The sequence below is a fragment of the Sorangium sp. So ce362 genome, from assembly GCF_051519845.1.
GTDB lineage: Bacteria > Myxococcota_A > Polyangia > Polyangiales > Polyangiaceae > Sorangium.
The window spans coordinates 10,890,557-10,908,618 of sequence record NZ_CP150332.1; the positions used below are offsets into that span (position 1 = coordinate 10,890,557).

Below are 18,062 nucleotides of genomic sequence, written 5' to 3' on the forward strand. Positions count from 1 at the left end.
GAAGTCGCGCGCTGCGGGGGTCGAGGAGATCGCGGCGGAGGACGCGAGTCCCCCGTGGGCGGCGCCTTGGCTTGCGGCGGAAGGAGCTTCTCGATGCGGACGATGCTCGCGGGATTGCTGATGGGATTTGCGGCTCTGGGCTGCGCGGCCGGCGCGGCGGCGCCTCCGGGGACGAGCGCTGCGGCCGCGGGGGTCGCGCCGGGCATGGAGGCGCGGCTGGAGGGCGCGCAGGCGGCCGCCGCGGCCCCGGGGGCGGCCGGGCCCACCGCGGCGGTGGCGGCCGGGCCCGCGGCGGTCGAGGCGCCGGCGTCCCGGCCGGAGGGGGCCGAGGCGAGCCGGGGCGTCTGGATCGGCGCCGCGGGCGCGAGCGACTTCGTGCTGCCGGGGACGCGCGAGACGCAGCTCGGGGTGTGGGTCGACGTCCCGGCGATCCGCCGCGGGGCGCGCGCGCCGGCCGCAATCGCGCTGCTCGTCGACGCCTCCGGCTCGATGCAAGGCGCGAAGATGGACCACGCCCGCGCCGCGGCGCAGGCGTTCGTCGACCGGCTGCCCGACGGCGACGTTGTCTCGCTCGCGTCGTTCGCCGACGCCGCGCGGGAGCGCGTGGCGCCCACCGTGCTCGGCCCCGCCACGCGCCCCGCGGTGGCGCGCGCCATCGCCGCGCTCGGCCCCGAGGGCAGCACCAACCTCTTCGAGGGCCTCCGGCTCGCGGAGCGGCACGCGGCCACGGCGCCGTCGACGCACGCCGTCCGGCGCGTGGTGCTCATCTCGGACGGCCAGGCGAACATCGGGCCCTCGTCCCCCGACATCCTCGGCGCGCTCGCCCAGCGCGGCGCGGCCCACGGGGTGCAGATCACGTCGATCGGGGTGGGCGCCGACTACGACGAGCGCACGCTCAACGCGCTCGCCATCGGCTCCAGCGGCCGGCTGTACCACCTCACCGAGGCGCGCCAGATGTCCTCCGTCCTCGAGCGCGAGCTCGCCCTGCTCCAGACGACCGCGGCGACGGGCGCCTTCGTCGAGATCGTCCCGGCGCCCGGCGTGGAGCTGATCGGCGTCCCGAGCGAGCGCACCGACCGGTCCGGCGACACGATCCGGGTGCTCCTCGGCACGATGTTCGGCGGGCAGCACCGCGAGATGCTCGTGCGGGTGCGGGTCACCGCGCCGGCCGCCGGCTCCCACCCGCTCGCGAGCGTGCGGCTCCACTTCCGCGACCCCGAGAACGGCAACGTCCCGCGCGTGCACGAGGTGGTGGCCCGCTACGACGTGACGAGCGACGCGGCCCTGGTCGCCGCGCACGAGAACGAGAGGACCCAGACCCTCGCCGCGGTGATCGAGACGGGGATGATGCAGCTCGACGCGGCCCAGGACGTGAGCTCGGGCGACTTCGGCGCGGCCGAGGCGAAGCTCGCCGCGGCGGAGGATCGGCTCCGGCAGCAGGCTGCGCGCGCGCGGTCGGCCAAGGAGAAGGCGCGCGCCGCCGACGCGGCCTCGGCGGTGGCGAGCGCGCGAAAGACCGCCCGCGCGGCCGCGGCGGCCCCGCCGGCGGCGCGGCGCATGGATGCCCTCCAGATGAACGGCGCCTCCCCGGTCTGGGCGGGCCGCTGAGCGGCGATCGGAGCGCCGTCTGCGCCCTCCCATCCATGATGGACCGTCGAGGTGTCCACTCCCATCCATGATGGACCGTCGAGGTGTCCATCATGGATGGGTTGACCGAGCTCTGCGCACACCCCGGCAGACGATCACGGTTGATGAGCCAATCAACGTTGATTGCTAAGTACACCATGGATCCATGTTGATACACCTCGCGTGGGCCCTCGACACGGGGGGTCGCGCGCGACATTGTCCCGGGCCGTCCGACATCTCACCTCCCTGGGCACTCGACCCCCCATGAACCCCAACGCCTTCCCGGAGTCGTGCGCCGGCGCCGTGCGTGAGCTCTGGCCGCTCGACCCGGCCGTCACCTTCCTGAACCATGGCTCGTTCGGCGCCTGCCCGCGCCCGGTGCTCGCGGCGCAGCAGCGCTACCGCGACCAGCTCGAGCGCGAGCCGGTCCGCTTCTTTCTCCGCGAGCTCGAGCCGCTGCTCGACGCGGCCCGAGGGGAGCTCGCCTCGTTCGTCGGCGCCGACCCGGACGACCTCGCGTTCGTGCCCAGCGCGACCGCCGGGGTCAACACGGTGCTGCGGTCGCTCTCGCTCGGTCCCGACGACGAGCTCTGCGTCACCGATCACGGGTACAACGCCTGCCGCAATGCGATCGAGGCCGTCGCGGCCCGCGCCGGGGCGCGCGTCGTTGTGGCGCCGGTGCCGTTCCCGATCGTGGCGCCCGAGCGGGTGGTCGAGGCGGTGCTCGCGCGGGTGGGGCCGCGGACGCGGCTCGTCCTGGTCGACCACGTGACGAGCCCGACCGGGCTCGTGTTCCCGGTCGCCGCGCTGTCCGCCGAGCTCGCTGGCCGCGGCGTGGACGTCCTCGTCGACGGGGCGCACGCGCCCGGCATGCTGCCGCTCGACCTCCGCGCCCTCGGGGCGGCCTATTACACAGGCAACTGCCACAAATGGATCTGCGCGCCGAAGGGCGCGGCGTTCCTCCACGTGCGGCGGGACAGGCAGGGCTCGGTTCGCCCGCTCTGCATCAGCCACGGCGCCAACTCGCCGCGCGCTGACCGGTCGCGCTTCCTGCTCGAGTTCGACTGGACGGGCACCTGGGATCCGAGCGCGGCCCTCTGCATCGCGGACGCGATCCGCGCGATGGGAGCGCTCCTGCCCGGCGGCTGGCCCGCGCTCCGGGCGCACAACCGGGCGACGGCGCTCGCCGCGCGCGACCTGCTCTGCGGGGCGCTCGGCTGCCCGCCGCCGAGCCCCGACGCGATGATCGGCGCGCTCGCGACGGTGCCGCTCCCCGACGCGCCGTCGTCGCCGCTGCGCCTCGACCCGCTCCAGGACGCGCTCCTCGAGCGGTGGGGGATCGAGGTGCCGGTGTTCGCCTGGCCCGCGTCCCCGCGGCGGTTCCTCCGGATCTCGGCGCAGATCTACAACGACAGGCCGCAGTACGAGCGGCTCGCGGCGGCGCTCTCGGCGCTGCTGTAGCGCCGCGCGCACGCCGCCGTGTGGAGCCGCGTCTCGGGCCGCCGCTCCACGGCGGCGTGTGCGCGGTGCTCGCCTCGTTCTCGAGGCATCGCCCGGGTTCGACGCCGCGGCGGGCTGCCCGGGCGCGGCCGCGCTTCGTGCGCGCGGCGCTCGTCGGAGCCGACCGCGCGCGCCTTCCGAGACGATAGGATGCGCGCTCCAAGGAGACACGATGCAACGTCGAATCCTGGTCTTGTCCTCGCTTTCCTGGCTGGCGGCGGCGACCCTCGCGGCCGCGCCGACCGTCGCGCAGCCCGCGACGCCTCGCCCGGCGACGCGCCCGGCGCCCACCTCCTCGGCGCCGGCGGGAGCGCCGCCGAGTCCTTCCGCGCGAGCGGGGACGCCTCCAGCGCCTGGCGCGCCGCAGCCGACGCCTGGCGCGCCGCAGCCGGCGCCTGGCGCAGCATCCGGCGCGCCGCAGCCGGCGCCTGGCGCGCCGCAGCCAGCATCCGGCGCGCCGCAGCCGCCCGTCCTGGTGCCCGGCGCGCCGCAGCCGCCCGCGAGCCCTGTGCCGGCAGCGCCCGGGGCGCCGGCAGCGGCCGCACCTGGGCCGGAGGGATCACTGCCCGCGCCGGGAGCTGCCGAGCTGCCCGCGGGCGCCGAGCTGCCTGCGGGCGCCGAGCTGCCTGCGGGCGCCGAGCCGCCCGCCGAGGCGCCGGCCGAGCCCGCGGTAACCCTGAAGCGCGGCACGGAGACCTGGTCCACGTCCCTCTCAAACTCCGAGCTGGGGCCGCCGCCCGCTCCCGCGCCGGACCCCGCCCGCGCGCTTGACGGGGGGAGCGTCCCGCGCGGCCGGCGCGGGGCGATCGGCGTGGAGACCTCGTCGTTCACCGGCGGCGACAGCGACGTCTCCGGGCTCGCGATCGCCCTCTTTGCCCGCGTGCCGTTCGCCGAGCACACGTTCCTCGACGTCCGCGTCCCCTTCGGGCTCGCAATGGATGAGCGGACCGACGCCGTGCTCGGCAACGTGATGCTCGGTGCCCACCACGTCGGTCGCGTCGGCCGGACGCTCTGGCTCACGGTGGGCGGCGCCGTCGGGCTGGCGACGCTCTCGGGCCAGACCCACGACCACGACAGCTACGAGCCGGTCGGCGCGAGCCGGGCCTACTGGGACCTCCACGAATACTTCCCGAGCATCCTCCCGATCCACGCGCGCCTCGGCGCCGAGGCCCACGTCGGCCCGCTGATCGCGCGCGCCCAGATCGAGCCGGTGCTCTACATCCCGCTCGGCCGCAACGACGAGTACGAGGTCGCCATCCAGCACGCCGCCGAGCTCCAGATCGGCCATGGGATCGGCGGCGGCGTGCGCGTGCAGGGCATGGCGCTTGTCACGTTCGACAACGTGGACATCCGGCACGCCGTCGCGCGCAATCTCTACGTCCTCGCCCTCGAGCCCTTCCTCGCGATGGAGCGCAAGGCCGCGTTCGTCCGAGCGGGCCTGCTGCTTCCCTTCGACGAGGAGCTCGGCCCGCCGCTCGACCACACCTGGGGCTTCCACTTCACCGCGGGGGTCCGCACGGACTGAGGCCCTCGGCTGTCGAGTCGTGCGGCGGCTGTCGAGTCGTGCGGCGGCTGCCGCCCGGCTACGCGCCTCGGGCGCGCGTCGCCTCGCCGATCGCGTGGGTGATGTGCCCCTCCAGCTCGCCCGCGGGCAGCTGCTCGGACTCCACGACGACGAGGCGCGCTCCCGCGTCCTCCGCGAGCAGCTCGAACGTCCGCGGCGCGCGGTCGTGCAGGTGGCTCGGCAGGACGATCGCCAGCGGGCGGAGGCGGACCGCGATCCCCCAGGCCGACGCCGCCTCGCAGGAGCGGACAAGGAAACGAGCGCGCGCCGCAACCCTGCGGCAACGGACCAGGAAACCGGGGCTGCAGTCGAGCGCCAGTACGATGGGAATCCGGATCAACTGACTGCTGCTACTAGGGGGCTCCGACATAGGAAGATGCTACTCCAGCGAAGCGCTATTGCGCGTCCTCTTATCCCGCATAACCGATACAGAGCTTTCCCGAAATAGAAAACAACAAGGTCGCCAGCTCATGTAAGCAGTCACGCGTTCGTTTGGTGTATTGGATAACGTTCTGTGAGAGCAGGATATTTGAAATGAACGCTGCGAGAAGGAAGGACCCTGCGCACGGCTGCCCACGCGGCCGGGTGCGCAAATTCGTCGAGAAAGTTGGCCCATCTTCAGCGAGTGATGCCCTGACCGATCGCGCGTCGATGAAATGATGTACCGAGGACGGAGTCCATCCCGGTGGCTGAGGCACACCCGGACGGATGAAGTCGGCGTGCACGTAGTAGACGCCGCTCGGGACGTAGGATGTGAAGCCAGCGTCCACGAGAGCGTCGTACAGGATGGCTTGCGTTCACCCGTCACGCCGGCGAAACGGTCGTCGTGGCGCGACGGCGCCTCGAGCCCGCCGAGGTTGCCGCACCTCAAGGAAGTTGGCGCGCATACGTAAAGGAGATCGCGTGTCGTCGCGATGCGGCGCGCGCGCCGCGCCAGCGCGGCCATGTTCCCGGGTCGCCTCCCCGCCGCCACGGCCCGCCGCCCTCGTCGAGCGCCCCGAGCTCTCGACCGCGCGCCGCGCTCGGGGCAGCCAGCAGGACATGCTCCTTCTCACCAACCACCATGTGCTCGCTGAGCTCCCGGTGACTGAACCGGTTAACTTGCTCACAGATGCTCGCGTGTGGGTCCGGTCCACGCCCGAATGTTTCCACCAGGTTGCGGGGAGCGCGGGCGGCGGTGGCGCGCCGTGGGAGCAATCCTCGTCCGAAACGTCCGGAGCCGTCCCCAGGCCGGCGGCTGCGGGGCAGGGGCACCGGCGAGAGGTCGAGAGAGATGGCGGTGTCGAGCTGGCAGCTGCAATAAGAGGCCAACTATATCATTTCATCGCCCGGAGAGAACAGCGCCTGGCAGCGGACATCATGGCGCCGGTCGCGCCGGGTGGACGACAATCTCGCAGGCAGGGGCGGAGTCGATCCTGTAGCGTTGCTGGATTTTTACAGCACTGTCCGCTGCAAGCGGGGTATTCCCCGGGGGCGGCATGGACGCCCAGGTCCGCCGACAGCGTGGCTATGCGGGCCGGGGAGGCGGCGCGCGCGCCGAGAGCGTGGTGCGCTGGCCCCGGAGCACGCTCGAAGGAGATCGAGAGGTTGGGAAGAACACCGAGCCTTCTCCTCATCCTCCGCTCGTGGCGGTTCAGAGGCGGCACCCCCGCGGCGGGCACGACCCGCCGGCGCCGTCGTGGGGTGGAGCTCCGAGCGCAGCGGCGCCGCGCGCGCGGCCGCCGGGGTCGGTCCCGGGAAGCCGCCGGGGTCGGTCCCGGGAAGCCGCCGGGGTCGGTCCCGGGAAGGCGAGCGCCCCGGCCGGTGAGGCGGCTTGCCCGGCGCGCGGCGCCGGCGGCAGCGCGGCGGCTCGAGAACGGCCCGCTCGCCGGGAGGACGCTGGGGCGCACATGGTATATGCCGGCCCCATGGCGCAGGTGCACGGCGGCAAGCTCGTCTCGAAGGCGCTCGCGAGACACGGGGTGACCCACCTCTTCACCCTGTGCGGCGGACACATCCAGGCGATCTATGACGGGTGCCTGGACGACGGCATCCGCGTCGTCGACGTGCGGCACGAGCAGACGGCCGGCCACGCCGCCGACGGGTACGCGCGGGTCACCGGGAGGCCAGGGGTGTGCGCGGTCACCGCGGGACCGGGCGTCACGGACGTGGTGACGGCCGTCGCCAACGCGCAGCGCGCGGGGATCCCGATGGTGGTGATCGGCGGCGCCGGCCCGCGCGCCCTCGCCGACATGGGCTCGCTGCAGGACATGAACCACGTCGAGCTGATGCGCCCCATCTCGAAGTGGAGCGCCGCCGTCCCCTCGACCGACCGCATCCAGGAGTACGTGGACTCGGCCTTCCGCGTCGCCCAGGCGAACGTGCCAGGCCCGGTCTTCCTCGAGATGCCGCTCGACCTCCTGATGGGCTTCGCAGGCGACGAGGCGCCGGCCACCGCGCCCATGGCCCCGGCCCGCCCCGGCGGCGACCCGGCCGCCGTCGCGCGCGCCGCGACCCTGCTGAGGGAGGCCGAGCGGCCCATGTTCATCGTCGGGAGCCAGCTCCGCTGGTCGCCGCGGCGGGACGCGCTGCGCCGCTTCGCCGACGCCGTGAAGGCGCCCTTCTACCTGAACGGCATGGCCCGCGGCGCGCTGCCCCACGCCCACCCGGGGCTGATGAGCCGCTCGCGCCGCTTCGCGCTCTCGCAGACCGATCTCTGCGTGGTGCTCGGCACGCCCTTCGACTTCCGGCTCGAGTACGGCCGCGCGATCGGCCCGGCCGCGAAGGTCGTCCAGATCGATCTCGACGGCAGCGAGCTCGGCAGGAACCGCCGCGTGGACCTCGGGATCGACGGGGACAGCGGCGTCGTGCTGGAGCAGCTGCTCGCGGAGGTGACCGAGAAGTCGGCCGAGCCGTGGCTCTCGGCCGTGCGCGAGGCCGAGGAGCGGTCGCGCGCGAAGATGCTGGCCGAGATCGCGAGCGACGGCGATCCGCCGAACCCGCTGCGCGTCTGCGCGGAGATCGGCAAGCGGCTCGGCAAGGACGATATCGTCATCGGCGACGGCGGCGACTTCGTCGCCACGGCCGCGAACGTGCTGAAGCTCGAGTGGCCGCAGCTCTGGATGGACCCAGGCCCGCTCGGGACCCTCGGCGTCGGACCGGGCTACGCGATGGCGGCCAAGCTCGCGCGGCCCGAGGCCAACGTGGTGCTCGTGTACGGCGACGGCTCGTTCGGGTTCCACGCGCTCGAGTTCGAGGCGATGGTGCGCCAGGGGATCCCCGTCGTGAGCGTGATCGGGAACGACGCGGCCTGGACGCAGATCCGGCGCGGGCAGGTCGAGATCTACGGCGAGGGCCGCGCGCCCGCGACGTCGCTCGACCTCACCCGGTACGACCGCGTGGTGGAGGCGCTCGGCGGCTTCGGGGCCTGGGTCGAGCGCGTCGAGGAGCTCGGGCCCGCGCTGGACGAGGCGTTCCGGTGCGGCAGGCCCGCGTGCGTCAACGTGAAGATCGCGAAGAGCGACTTCCGCAAGGGCGCCATCAGCGTCTGATCCCGTGGAGCTCCGGTTCATCTCCCCCGACCTGCAGAGCCTCGACGAGCTCGACTCCGAGGTGCTCGCGTGCGCCCCCTTCAGCGACGCGCTGCCCGCCCACGGCGTGGCCGGCCTCTGCGACTGGCGGCTCGGCGGCCGGCTCTCGGAGCTGAGGCGGCAGGGCCTGATCACCTGCGAGCTCGGCGAGGTCGTGATGATCCCGTGCAAGCCGCGCATGGCCTTCGACAAGCTCGTCCTGTTCGGCGCCGGCCGGCGCGACGCGTTCGACGAGGCGATCTTCCGCGAGGTCGTGCGCCGGATGCTCGCGACGATGGGCGGGCTCTGCACGCGCGTCGCCGTGGTGGAGCTGCCGGGGCGGCACGACGGGCTCATCCCCGCCGAGCAGGCGGCCGACGCGCTCCTCGACTGCGCGGGCAGGGAGCGCGGCGACAACGTGTGGACGCTGGTCGAGCGCGCCGAGGGCCGGCAGCAGATCACGCAGCACATGATCGAGCAGCGCCGCCGGGTGCGGCGGGTGCTGTAGCGCGCGCGGCGCGGGCGCGTCAGGCGAGCGTCTTCGGCAGGTCGACGGTGAACGTCGCCCCGTCGCCCGGGCGGCTGTCGACCTCGATCGTCGCCCCGAGCGCGTCGGCGATCTGCCGCACGATCCACAGCCCCATGCCGAAGCCGCTGTAGTTCTCGCTGGAGACGGCGCGCTCGAAGCGCTCGAAGATGCGGGCCTGCTGGTCCGGCGCGATGCCGATGCCGCGATCCCGCACCACCAGGCGGGCGCGATCCCCGAGGTCCCGGACCGCGACGTCGATGGGCTTGCCGGCGCCGTACTTGATGGCGTTCGAGAGGAGGTTCGTGACGATCTGATCGAGGCGCAGGCGGTCCCACCGGCCGACGATCGAGGCGGAGGCCGACAGGTCGACCGGGCAGCCCGCCGCGGAGAGCTCGTCGCGGAACCGATCCAGCACATCGTTCACCGTGGCCGCCAGATCGACGTCCTCGAGCTCGATCTGCAGGCGGCCCGCGGAGATGCGCGAGATGTCGAGCAGGTTCGTGATGAGCCGGGCGAGCCGCTCGACCTGCCGCTTGATCATCTCGAGCCGCGGCGTCGCGCGCTCGGCCGTGAGATCGCCGCGCTTGCCGGCGCGCAGCAGGCCGTCGACCTGCAGCTGCATGGGCGTGAGCGGCGTGCGGAGCTCGTGGGAGGCGATCGTGAGAAACTCGTCGCGCGCGCGCACGGCGAGCTTCGCCTCGCGGTAGAGCCGGGCGTTGTCGACGGCCAGGGCCGCGCGCCGCGCGAGATCCTGCGCGAGATCGAGATCGACGGCGTCGTAGCGCCGGTGGGTCGAGGCGAACGAGAGCGTGCCCAGCGTCCGGCCGCGCGCGGTCAGCGGGACCGCGAGGTGCGAGGCGAGGGAGAGCGAGCGCAGCGCCTCGTAGTGCGCCTGATCGAAGGAGATCGCGCGGACGAACGAGTCGGTCACCCGGGGGATGAGCTCCGGCTGCGCCGTGCGCAGGACCTTGCCGATCCCGCGCCCGGCGGAGTCGGCCGTGAGCTTGCCGAGGAGCTCGGTCGCCGCCGCCATCGATTGATCCGCGTGGGCGGTCACCTGCCGCTCGAGCGCGCCGGACTCGTCCTGCAGGAGGAGCACGCAGATCTGGGCGAAATCAGGGAGCGCGACGCGGACCACGCGCCGCAACGTCTCCTCGAAGTCCAGCGACTCGCCGAGGATCTGCCCGGCCGAGACGAGGATGCGCTGCGCCTCGTGGACCCGGCGGCGCTCGGTCACGTCGCGGGTGACCTTCGCGAAGCCGCGCAGGCGCCCGGCCTCGTCGAAGAGGACGCTGATCACCTCGTTCGCCCAGTAGCGCGTGCCGTCCTTGCGGACGCGGTAGCCCTCCTGGACCGAGCGGCCGGTCTCCACCGTGCACTCGAGCTCCGCGGCGGGCCTGCCGAGCTCGATGTCCTCCGGCGGGAAGAGGACCGAGCAGTGACGGCCGAGGATCTCGTCCTCGCGGTAGCCGTTGATCCGCTCGGCGCCCGGGTTCCAGCTGGCGATGCGGCCCGCGGGATCGAGCATGAAGATGGCGTAGTCCTGCACGCCCTCGACGATGAGGCGGAACCGCTCCTCGCTCTGCTTGAGGCGCCGGTCGGCGCGCGCCTCGGCCGCCTCCATCTCCCGGCGCAGGAGGAGCTCGCGCATCCTGCGGTTCTCGTCCTCGTAGTGCTTGCGGCGCAGCTGCGCGCGCAGGCGCGCCTTGAGCACGGTGAGCTCGCCCGTCTTCGTGACGAAGTCGTCGGCGCCGGCCGAGAGGGCGTCGAGGATCGCCTTGTGGTCGTCCCGGCCGGTGAGCATGAGGAGCGGGATCGACCGCCACGCGGCGTTCGCCTTGATGCGGAGGCACGTGGCCGGACCCGACAGCCCCGGCATCACCATGTCGAGCAGGATCCCGTCGACGCGCGCCGCCGTGAGCCGCGCGAGCGCCTCCTCCCCCGAGTGGGCGAGCACCGCGACGTAGCCCTCGTCGCGCATCGCCGCCGCGACCTGGTGCAGGTACGTGGGGCTGTCGTCCACGATGAGGATGCGATGAGGCGGGTTGTCCGACGGGTGGATCATGGGAGCCTCCCAGGCAGGCTCCGGTCAGCGAGGGCAGCCGCCACGGCGGACCGCACGGTCGTGGCTGAACCGGCGCTGCACCCGCCGATGCCCCCCCGCGGCGCCCCCACCCTCATTGGCCACCCGTGCAGGTTGGCATGCCTTCTCCCCCGGCCGTCGTGAGAAGCCTACCTGGCCCGATGCATTTTGCGTACAGCATCCTTTTTCTACCAGACGCCAACCGCTCGCAACGTTGCACCCCCCACGGTCCACCGGAATCCCAGCCACGAGCCCACCCGATCGTCCGGGCGGGCTGGGCTGCCCACAAGCAGCATACGGGCGTTTCTGTACGGTGAATCAGGCAAATGGCGATTGACAGTCGCCCAGTCGGCTGAATTTGGTGCCCAGTCGGCCGACTCGATGCCTTCTGGAGAATCGCGGCTCCACGGCGCTGCGCGCGCCTCGACGAGTGCGCGGCGCGAGGCGGAGCTCACCGCCTCTCCGGAGCCTCGGGTGAAGCGCTGAGCTGCGGGGGTCGGCGAGAGACGGCCCGGAGAGCGAGAGTCCGTCACTTCTCGTCGATGAGCCCGATCATCCGGCGGGCTCATCGGGCGGACCGGCGGCGCGCGCGACCTGGTCGGGGCGGACCGCGGCCGGCTCGAAGCGCTGCGACGACGCCAGCATGGGGGCCTCCTCAGCGACCCCGGAGCATGCTCCGGGGATCCGCGCTCGGCCCCCCTCTCATCGTGTCGGCGATCGCCTGGTGGAAGCGCTCGAGCCGCTGGTCCGCCGCGTGGAATACGGTCCCCTCCGGATACCTCCCTTCCGCGTCGGCGACGCCCGCCGGGACGCCGGTGATGATCTCGATGCCCTCCTCGACCGAGCTCACCTCGAACACGTGGAAGCGGCCGGCCTCGATCGCCGTGATGACGTCGCCCCGCAGCATGAGCGCGTCGCGGTTGGCGCTCGGGATCAGCACGCCCTGCTCGCCCGTCAGGCCCTTGGCGGCGCACAGATCGAAGAAGGCCTCGATCTTCTCGTTGATGCCGCCGACGGGCTGGATGCTCCCCTGCTGGTCGATGCTGCCCGTCGCGGCGAGCTCCTGCAGGATCGGGACGCCGGAGAGCGCCGACAGGAGCGCGTACAGCTCGCTCGACGAGGCGCTGTCGCCCTCGATCGGCTCGTAGGTCTGCTCGAAGACGAGCGAGGCCCCGAACGACAGCGGGCGGCGCTGGGCGAACCGGTCCGCGAGGAAGCCCGTGAGGACGAGCACGCCCTTGCTGTGGAGCGGGCCGGACATCTCGACCTCGCGCGCGATGTTCACCGGGCCCTCGCGGCCCGGGTAGACGACCGCCGTCACCCGGCAGGGGCGGCCGAACGTCTGCGGGCCGTCCGACAGGACCGAGATCGCGTTGACCTGCCCGACGCGCCGGCCGGTCACGTCGATGCGGATCGTCCCGTCGGAGAGCATCTCGTGCACGTGGTCGCGGAAATGGCTGCCGCGGCGGCGGGCCGACTCGAGCGCCTCGTTGACCTCGGGGCCGTCGATGACCTTGCGGCCGCGGCGCTGGGCCCGGTAGCCGGCCTCGGTCGCGACCTCGGCGATGATCCCGAGCTGCGCGCTCACCTTGGTCTGGCTCTCCGCGAGCCGGCCGCCGTGGAAGAGGAGCGCGGTCACGCCGTCGGCCGTGATCGGCGGCAGGCCGCGATCGTGCGCGAAGCCGGCGAGGAACACGGGGTAGGTGAGCAGCGCCTGGTCGAGCGAGATCGTCGTCTCGAAGCGCGCCTGCACCTTGAAGAGCTGCGAGAACTCGGGATCGGCGTCGTGCAGGTCCTGGTAGAGCTGCGGGTTCGTGACGAGGACGACCTTCACGTCGATCGGGATCGGCGGGAAGAGCAGCTCCTCCGAGGTGCCGCGGAAGTACGACGGGTTGTGCTCGGGCACGATGAACTTGCCGGCGAGGAGGCAGGCCTTGAGCTGCTCGTAGAGCGCCTCGTTCTTGAGGAGCGCGCCCGCGGGCAGGATGAGGAAGCCGCCGGCCGCCTCGTGGAGCGCGCCCGCGACGGCGAAGCCAGGCTCCGGCGGGAAGCCGGAGTCGGGCGGCGCGTGGGTGCGGCCGAAGAGGGCGCTCAGCGTGGGGTAGGGGACCTCCACGACGGGGGCGCCGGAGTCGGGCGTGTGCTCGGTGAGCAGCGTCGGGACGACCACGCCGCGCGGCAGGGTGCCGCCGCCCTCCTCGCCGCGCGCCTCGTCGACGAGCAGGCGGAACTCCTTCGACACGACCGTCTCGACGTCCGCGAGGAAGGCGCTGATGTCGTCGCGCCCCTCGAAGCGCGCGCGCACCGGCTGGAAACAGCCCTTCACGCCGTCGCTGAGCAGCTGCTTCACGACGCCGCGCAGCTCGACGTCGGCCTCGTCCTGCACCGTGGCGAGCCGCATCTCGAACTCCTCGATGGAGCCGGCGATGGTGAGCAGGGCCTCGCTGTCCGGCGAGGTCGAGGCGTCCTGGATCGAGGTGATCTGCACCTCGTCGTCGCCGCGGACGAGGTCGAGGCCGAGCTCGCGCGCCGCGGACTTGAGCTGCTCCTCGAGCCGCCGCTCCTCCGCGTTGACCCGGCGCTGGATCTTGCCGCGCGCCTGCTTGAAGCGCTCGCCCTCGGTCGCGCCGCGCAGGGCGTCGACGAGCTTCTCGTGGAGCTCCTCCATCGCCTCGACGAAGGGGCGCCCCTCGCCCGGGGGGAGCGACAGGACCGTCGGCTCGCTCGGGCGGTGGGGGTTCGGCAAGAGGAGGATGTCGTCGGGCGTGGGGCGGCTCGCGGCGATGCGCTTCGCGACGGCGCGGGCGCAGAACGTGCGGCCCGTGCCCGGCGCGCCGACGACGACGACGTGGAAGCGGGGCTGGCGGATGTCGAGACCGAAGGCGAGCGCGGCGAGGGCGCGCTCCTGCGAGCCGATGCCTGCAGACAGCGGCGCGACCTCCTCCGTCGAGGAGAAGCGGAAGCTCTGGGGCTCGACGATCTTGCGGCACTCGCTGGCGGGCAGCTTCCGGGAGACCATGGCGGCGCACGATAGCGCCTTTCGCCGCTCGTTGGCGTGGCGCCCGACCGGCGGGGCGCCGGCGCGCCGATCCGCGCCGGCGAGCGCGCCGGAGCGCGCGCGGGGAGCGCGCTCTATCGCCGCAGGACCATCACCGGGCAGGGGGCGCCGCAGAGCACGTCGCGGAAGACGCCGCCGTGGTGATCCTCGAGCTGCCCGTGCCAGACCAGCACCACGAGATCGCTCGCCAGCTGGCCGGCGAACCGCAGGATCTCGGCCGCCGGCTCGCCCTTGCCGAGGAAGAACCGCGTGGCGACGTCGTGGGGGCAGTGGCCGATCGCGCTCAGGAACCGGCCCAGGAACTCCTCGGTGAACGCGGGCCACTCATGGTGGGGCTGGTCGACGTACAGCGGCGCCACCATCGCGCCCGGCTCGGAGGGCGCCGGCGCCGAGACGGGCGGTGCGTCGTCGTCGGCCTCCTTCCGCGGCGAGGCGCAGCCGACCATCACGATGTCGAGCTCGGCGCCGAGCCTGCGGGCGAGCTCTCCGGCGGGGGCGATGGCGGCGGCCGTGCTGGGGGTCCCGTCGAGCGGCAGGAGGATGCGCTCCAGCCGCGACGACGACCGGGTCGCCGGGCCGATGACGACGACCCCGTAGGCGGCGGCCTCCAGCGCGCGCGCGGCGAGCCGGCCGACGCCCAGGCGCTCGTCCAGGAGCTCCTCCGGCTCGGAGGCCACCACCACGATCGAGGCCCCGTGGCCCCTCGCCGCCAACGCGAGCGCGCCCGGCGGATCCTCGCTCGCCGCGACCTGCAGCACCACGCCCTGCAGCGCCTCCGGGGCGACCCCGAGGTGGGCGGGCACCTCGCTCGCGTCAATCGGCTCGAAGCAGACGAGGAGCCCGTGCAGCGGCGCCTGGAACGCGCCGGCGATGATCCGCCCGAGCCCGAGGGCGTCGAGGTGGGCGCGGCGGCCGTGGAGCGCGACGAGCACGTTCCTGCTCCGCGCGCCGCTCTCCGGCGAGGCCTCGTCGCCCCCCTCGCGCGCCCCGATCAACGGCTCGGCCTCGGCGGCCGGCCCGGACAGCGCCCCGCGTTCGCCGAGAGACCCATCGCGCACAGCGCTCAGCATGTCGTGACCTCCTCCCATGGCTGGAACCGGCCGCCGATCCGCCGCGTGGCATAGCGGCGCCCCGGTTCGGCCAGCACGGCCGAGGCGGGCGCGCCCGCGTCCAGCTGGCCGATCGGCAGCGGCGCGCTCCCCTCGAGCGCGACCTCCACCGCGCCGTCCTCCACGTGGATCTCGAGCGCGCGCCCTCGCCAGAAGATCGGGATCTTGAGGTGCCGCCAGCCCGGAAGCAGGTGCGGCTCGATGGCGATCGCCTCGTCCTCGCCCGCGCTGGGCGGCGCGTGAGGGAGCTGCTGCGAGAGCGCGCTCCGCGGCACCCGCGTGACGCCGGCGACGCCGAACGCGACCGCCTGCCAGAGGCTGCCCATCGCGGCGATGTGCACGCCTGCCGCGGCGTTGCCCATCGTGTTGCTAAGATCGATGTCGGCGGTCTGGTCGAAGTAGCGCTCGGCGTGCGCGTGGAGATCGAGCCGGGCGGCGACGAGCGCGTGCATGCCCGGGCTCAGCGAGCTCCCGTGGGCGGTGCGCGGCTCGTAGTAGAGGAAGTTGTCGCGCCGAGCGCCCGCGGGCACCGCGCTCCAGAGCAGCGCGAGGAGCTGCACGACGTCTGCCTGCTTCACCACCTGGCAGGCCTGCGTCCGCTCGCGCCCGAGCAGCACGTCGATCGGCGCGCTGCGCACGGCGTAGTCGGCGATCGAGAACGGCTCGAGGCGGAAGTAGCCCGCGAACTGCTCGATCAGGCCCGTGCGCGGGTCGATCCCGAGGACCATGCGATCCGCGACGTCGCGAAAGCGGTCGACCTCCTCGGGCCGGAGGTCGAGCCGCGCGAGCACGTCGCCCCGCGCGACGCCGCGCCGGACGACGTCCGCGGCGGCGCGGAGGTTGTACCGCGCCATCCAGTTCGTGAACGCGTTGTCGTCGACGGCCTCGTGGTACTCGTCCGGCCCGATGACCCGCCGGATGTGGGCGAGGCCGTCCGCCCCGATCTCGGCGCGGCTCGCCCAGAAGCGCGCGGTCTCGATGAGGATCTCGGCCCCCTCGCCGCGCTCGAAGTCGAGATCGCCGGTCGCGCGGCCGTAAGCGTGCGCCGCGTAGGCGACGTCGGCGCTGATGTGGTGCTCCTGCTCGCCGGAGAGCACCCGGGTCACCTCGCCGAACGGCGTGACGACGAGCGGCGGCGTCGTCTCGTCGCCCGTGTCCGCCGACTCCCACGCGTAGAGGGCGCCCTCGTAGCCGAGCGCCTTCGCCTTGCGGCGCGCGCCCGCCAGGGTGCGGTGCCTGTACAGCATCAGCGCGCGCGCGGCCTCGGGGTAGCAGTGCGTGTAGAAGGGGACGAGGAAGATATCGGTGTCCCAGAAGACGTGGCCGCGGTACGCCTCCCCGCTGAGCGCGCGCGCGCCGATGGAGCAGCGCGGGTCGTCCGGGTTCGCGGCGCCGATGAGGTGGTACAGGGCGAACCGGAGCGCCCGCTCGATCTTCGGAGCGCCGTCGATCTCGACGTCGGCGCGGCGCCAGCGTTCTGCCCACGCGCGCGCGTGCTCGCCGAGCACGTCGTCCATGGCGCGCCGCGAGAGCTCCGCCTGGAGCGCCTCGCCCGCCTCGCGCGGCGCGGGCGCTTCGCGCGACGTGTGCAGCGTCGTCGTCCGGAAGAGGCGGCGCGGCTCGGCGACGCGGACGCTGATGTCGCAGCGCTCGGCGATGGAGCGCGCGCCCTCGGTGCGCTCGCAGCACGCGCCCTCCCCGGCCTCGGGCGGGGGCGAGCCCTCGGCGGCCTGCCCCGGGAGCACGCGCAGGTGCGAGGTCATCGCGGTCTCGAGCCCGCCGCGCGTGTGCCCGACGAGGAGCAGGCTGTCCGCGCTCGCGTCCGCCGTGAAGCGCTCCCAGTGCGCCGCGCCGCTCGCGCTCTTCACGTCGCCGCTCAGGATCGCGTCGACGCGGATCGTGCCGGTGAAGTTCAGGGGGGCGACGCTGAGCGCCTCGACGAGGACGTGGCGGTTCGCGAGCGACGCCGCGTGGAGCGTGTGCAGGTGCGTGAGGTGCCCCGCCTCGCCGCGCCGCAGGCACTCGCGCAGCAGCACGCCGCGCCGCATGTCGAGCGCGCGGAGGTGGTGCAGCACGCCGCTCGTCTCCGCGGAGAACGACTCGCCCTCGATGGTGACGCTCAGCCGGCCCCAGTCGGGGGCGATCACGAGCTCCGGGACGCGGCTCACGTCGGCCGAGGGCTCGAATGCGCCCGCGATGAACGTCGCCGGCCGCGACACGCGCGAGCCCTCCGGGAGCGACGCGCGCGAGCCGATGTAGCCGTTGGCGATCGCGAGCAGCGACTCGATCTCGTGCTCGCGCGCCACGTCGAACCCCGGCTCCTCGATGGACCACGCGGCGTCGCGCGGCGCCGCGAGCGGGCCGAGCTCCCGGTCGAGCTCGCGCTGGAGCGCGAGGATCTCGCCGAGCCGCTGCGCGCCGGCCGTCGCGTGGATCGCGCCGGCGAGCTCGGGCGCGTCGCGCAGCCCGCGGGCGTCCGCGGCCGGCGCGCCCCCGCCCGGGTCCGGCGAGATCGCGAGCCAGTCGTGCCGCGCGATGCGGAGCGGCGCGATCACCTGCGCGAGCAGCGCGGCGACCGCGGAGCGCCCGTGCGGCTCCGCCCTGTCGACCAGCGCGATCGCGGCGCCGCGGCGATCGAAGCCGTAGAGCTCCGCGCCCCCGAGCGCGCCGACGAAGAGCCGCCTGCGGTTCTCCGGCCGCACGACGCGCTCGAGCCGCCGCGCGAGGTGGGGCACGCCCTCGCGGGCGAGGAGCGCCACGCGCGCCCCCACCGCGAGCAGCGCCGCAGCCGCGTCGGCCGCCTCCGGGAGGAGGCTCGCGTCGATCGCGATGAAGCGGAAGCGGTGGTGCAGCTCGGCCGGCAGCCTGGTCGCGGCCGCCGGCGGGCTCGCGAGGCCCGGGCTGCCCGGCCCGCCTCGCGTGAGGGCAGGCGGCCCGGCGGCGCTGTCTAGGAGTGACGACATCCCCGGCTTCCCCCGGGGACCACGGTACGCGAGGAGCGTGCCGCCGCGCCTGTGCAGGCCGGGAGCAGGGAGGGGCGCGGCG

10 protein-coding genes are annotated in these 18,062 nt (G+C 73.8%); 5 read left to right on the plus strand and 5 right to left on the minus strand.

What is annotated here, in order from left to right; all coding sequences use genetic code 11:
- The first annotated feature begins 120 nt into the window (after positions 1–120).
- From WMF17_RS41815 to WMF17_RS41825, 3 genes are all read left to right on the plus strand, one after another.
- The gene (locus WMF17_RS41815) at positions 121–1,608 is read left to right on the plus strand and encodes a vWA domain-containing protein (RefSeq protein ID WP_437646525.1); all 1,488 of its coding nucleotides are present in this window, start codon (positions 121–123) and stop codon (positions 1,606–1,608) included.
- A gap of 282 nt (positions 1,609–1,890) precedes the next feature.
- Complete coding sequence (locus WMF17_RS41820) at positions 1,891–3,087, plus strand: aminotransferase class V-fold PLP-dependent enzyme (RefSeq protein WP_437646526.1); 1,197 nt, start codon at positions 1,891–1,893, stop codon at positions 3,085–3,087.
- A gap of 211 nt (positions 3,088–3,298) precedes the next feature.
- Positions 3,299–4,651: a hypothetical protein gene (locus WMF17_RS41825; RefSeq protein WP_437646527.1), complete on the plus strand. Its 1,353-nt coding sequence runs from the start codon at positions 3,299–3,301 to the stop codon at positions 4,649–4,651.
- A 58-nt stretch (positions 4,652–4,709) separates the two neighbouring features.
- Here WMF17_RS41825 and WMF17_RS41830 read toward each other — a convergent pair whose 3' ends face one another.
- On the minus strand, positions 4,710–5,030 hold the full coding sequence (locus WMF17_RS41830) for a hypothetical protein (RefSeq protein ID WP_437599150.1): 321 nt from the start codon (positions 5,028–5,030) through the stop codon (positions 4,710–4,712).
- Between the two features lie 1,567 nt (positions 5,031–6,597).
- Here WMF17_RS41830 and WMF17_RS41835 point away from each other — a divergent pair.
- Together WMF17_RS41835 and WMF17_RS41840 are read left to right on the plus strand one after the other, a co-directional pair.
- A complete protein-coding gene (locus WMF17_RS41835) occupies positions 6,598–8,220 on the plus strand; it encodes a thiamine pyrophosphate-binding protein (protein ID WP_437646528.1) in 1,623 nt (540 codons plus the stop codon).
- A 4-nt stretch (positions 8,221–8,224) separates the two neighbouring features.
- Positions 8,225–8,746 carry a M17 family peptidase N-terminal domain-containing protein gene (locus WMF17_RS41840; protein WP_437599152.1) on the plus strand — a complete coding sequence of 174 codons (522 nt, stop codon included), beginning with the start codon at positions 8,225–8,227 and terminating at the stop codon, positions 8,744–8,746.
- Between the two features lie 19 nt (positions 8,747–8,765).
- On the opposite strand, the gene WMF17_RS41845 is transcribed toward WMF17_RS41840, so the two are convergent.
- From WMF17_RS41845 to WMF17_RS41860, 4 genes are all read right to left on the minus strand, one after another.
- The gene (locus tag WMF17_RS41845) at positions 8,766–10,832 is read right to left on the minus strand and encodes an ATP-binding protein (protein ID WP_437599153.1); all 2,067 of its coding nucleotides are present in this window, start codon (positions 10,830–10,832) and stop codon (positions 8,766–8,768) included.
- Positions 10,833–11,505: 673 nt separating this feature from the next.
- Entirely contained in the window at positions 11,506–13,869 is a 2,364-nt protein-coding gene (locus WMF17_RS41850) for a Lon protease family protein (protein ID WP_437599154.1), read from the minus strand.
- A 113-nt stretch (positions 13,870–13,982) separates the two neighbouring features.
- Entirely contained in the window at positions 13,983–14,978 is a 996-nt protein-coding gene (locus tag WMF17_RS41855; protein WP_437599155.1) for a universal stress protein, read from the minus strand.
- A complete protein-coding gene (locus WMF17_RS41860; RefSeq protein ID WP_437646529.1) occupies positions 14,972–17,980 on the minus strand; it encodes a glycoside hydrolase family 65 protein in 3,009 nt (1,002 codons plus the stop codon). The genes WMF17_RS41855 and WMF17_RS41860 overlap by 7 nt, the downstream gene beginning before the upstream one ends.
- Positions 17,981–18,062 lie beyond the last annotated feature (82 nt).

Coding starts and splice junctions, on each gene's coding strand:
- WMF17_RS41815 (WP_437646525.1), top strand. CDS start 121: ATGGGATTTGCGGCTCTGGGCTGCGCGGCCGGCGCGGCGGCGCCTCCG.
- WMF17_RS41820 (WP_437646526.1), top strand. CDS start 1,891: ATGAACCCCAACGCCTTCCCGGAGTCGTGCGCCGGCGCCGTGCGTGAG.
- WMF17_RS41825 (WP_437646527.1), top strand. CDS start 3,299: ATGCAACGTCGAATCCTGGTCTTGTCCTCGCTTTCCTGGCTGGCGGCG.
- WMF17_RS41835 (WP_437646528.1), top strand. CDS start 6,598: ATGGCGCAGGTGCACGGCGGCAAGCTCGTCTCGAAGGCGCTCGCGAGA.
- WMF17_RS41845 (WP_437599153.1), bottom strand. CDS start 10,832: ATGATCCACCCGTCGGACAACCCGCCTCATCGCATCCTCATCGTGGAC.
- WMF17_RS41850 (WP_437599154.1), bottom strand. CDS start 13,869: ATGGTCTCCCGGAAGCTGCCCGCCAGCGAGTGCCGCAAGATCGTCGAG.
- WMF17_RS41855 (WP_437599155.1), bottom strand. CDS start 14,978: ATGCTGAGCGCTGTGCGCGATGGGTCTCTCGGCGAACGCGGGGCGCTG.
- WMF17_RS41860 (WP_437646529.1), bottom strand. CDS start 17,980: ATGTCGTCACTCCTAGACAGCGCCGCCGGGCCGCCTGCCCTCACGCGA.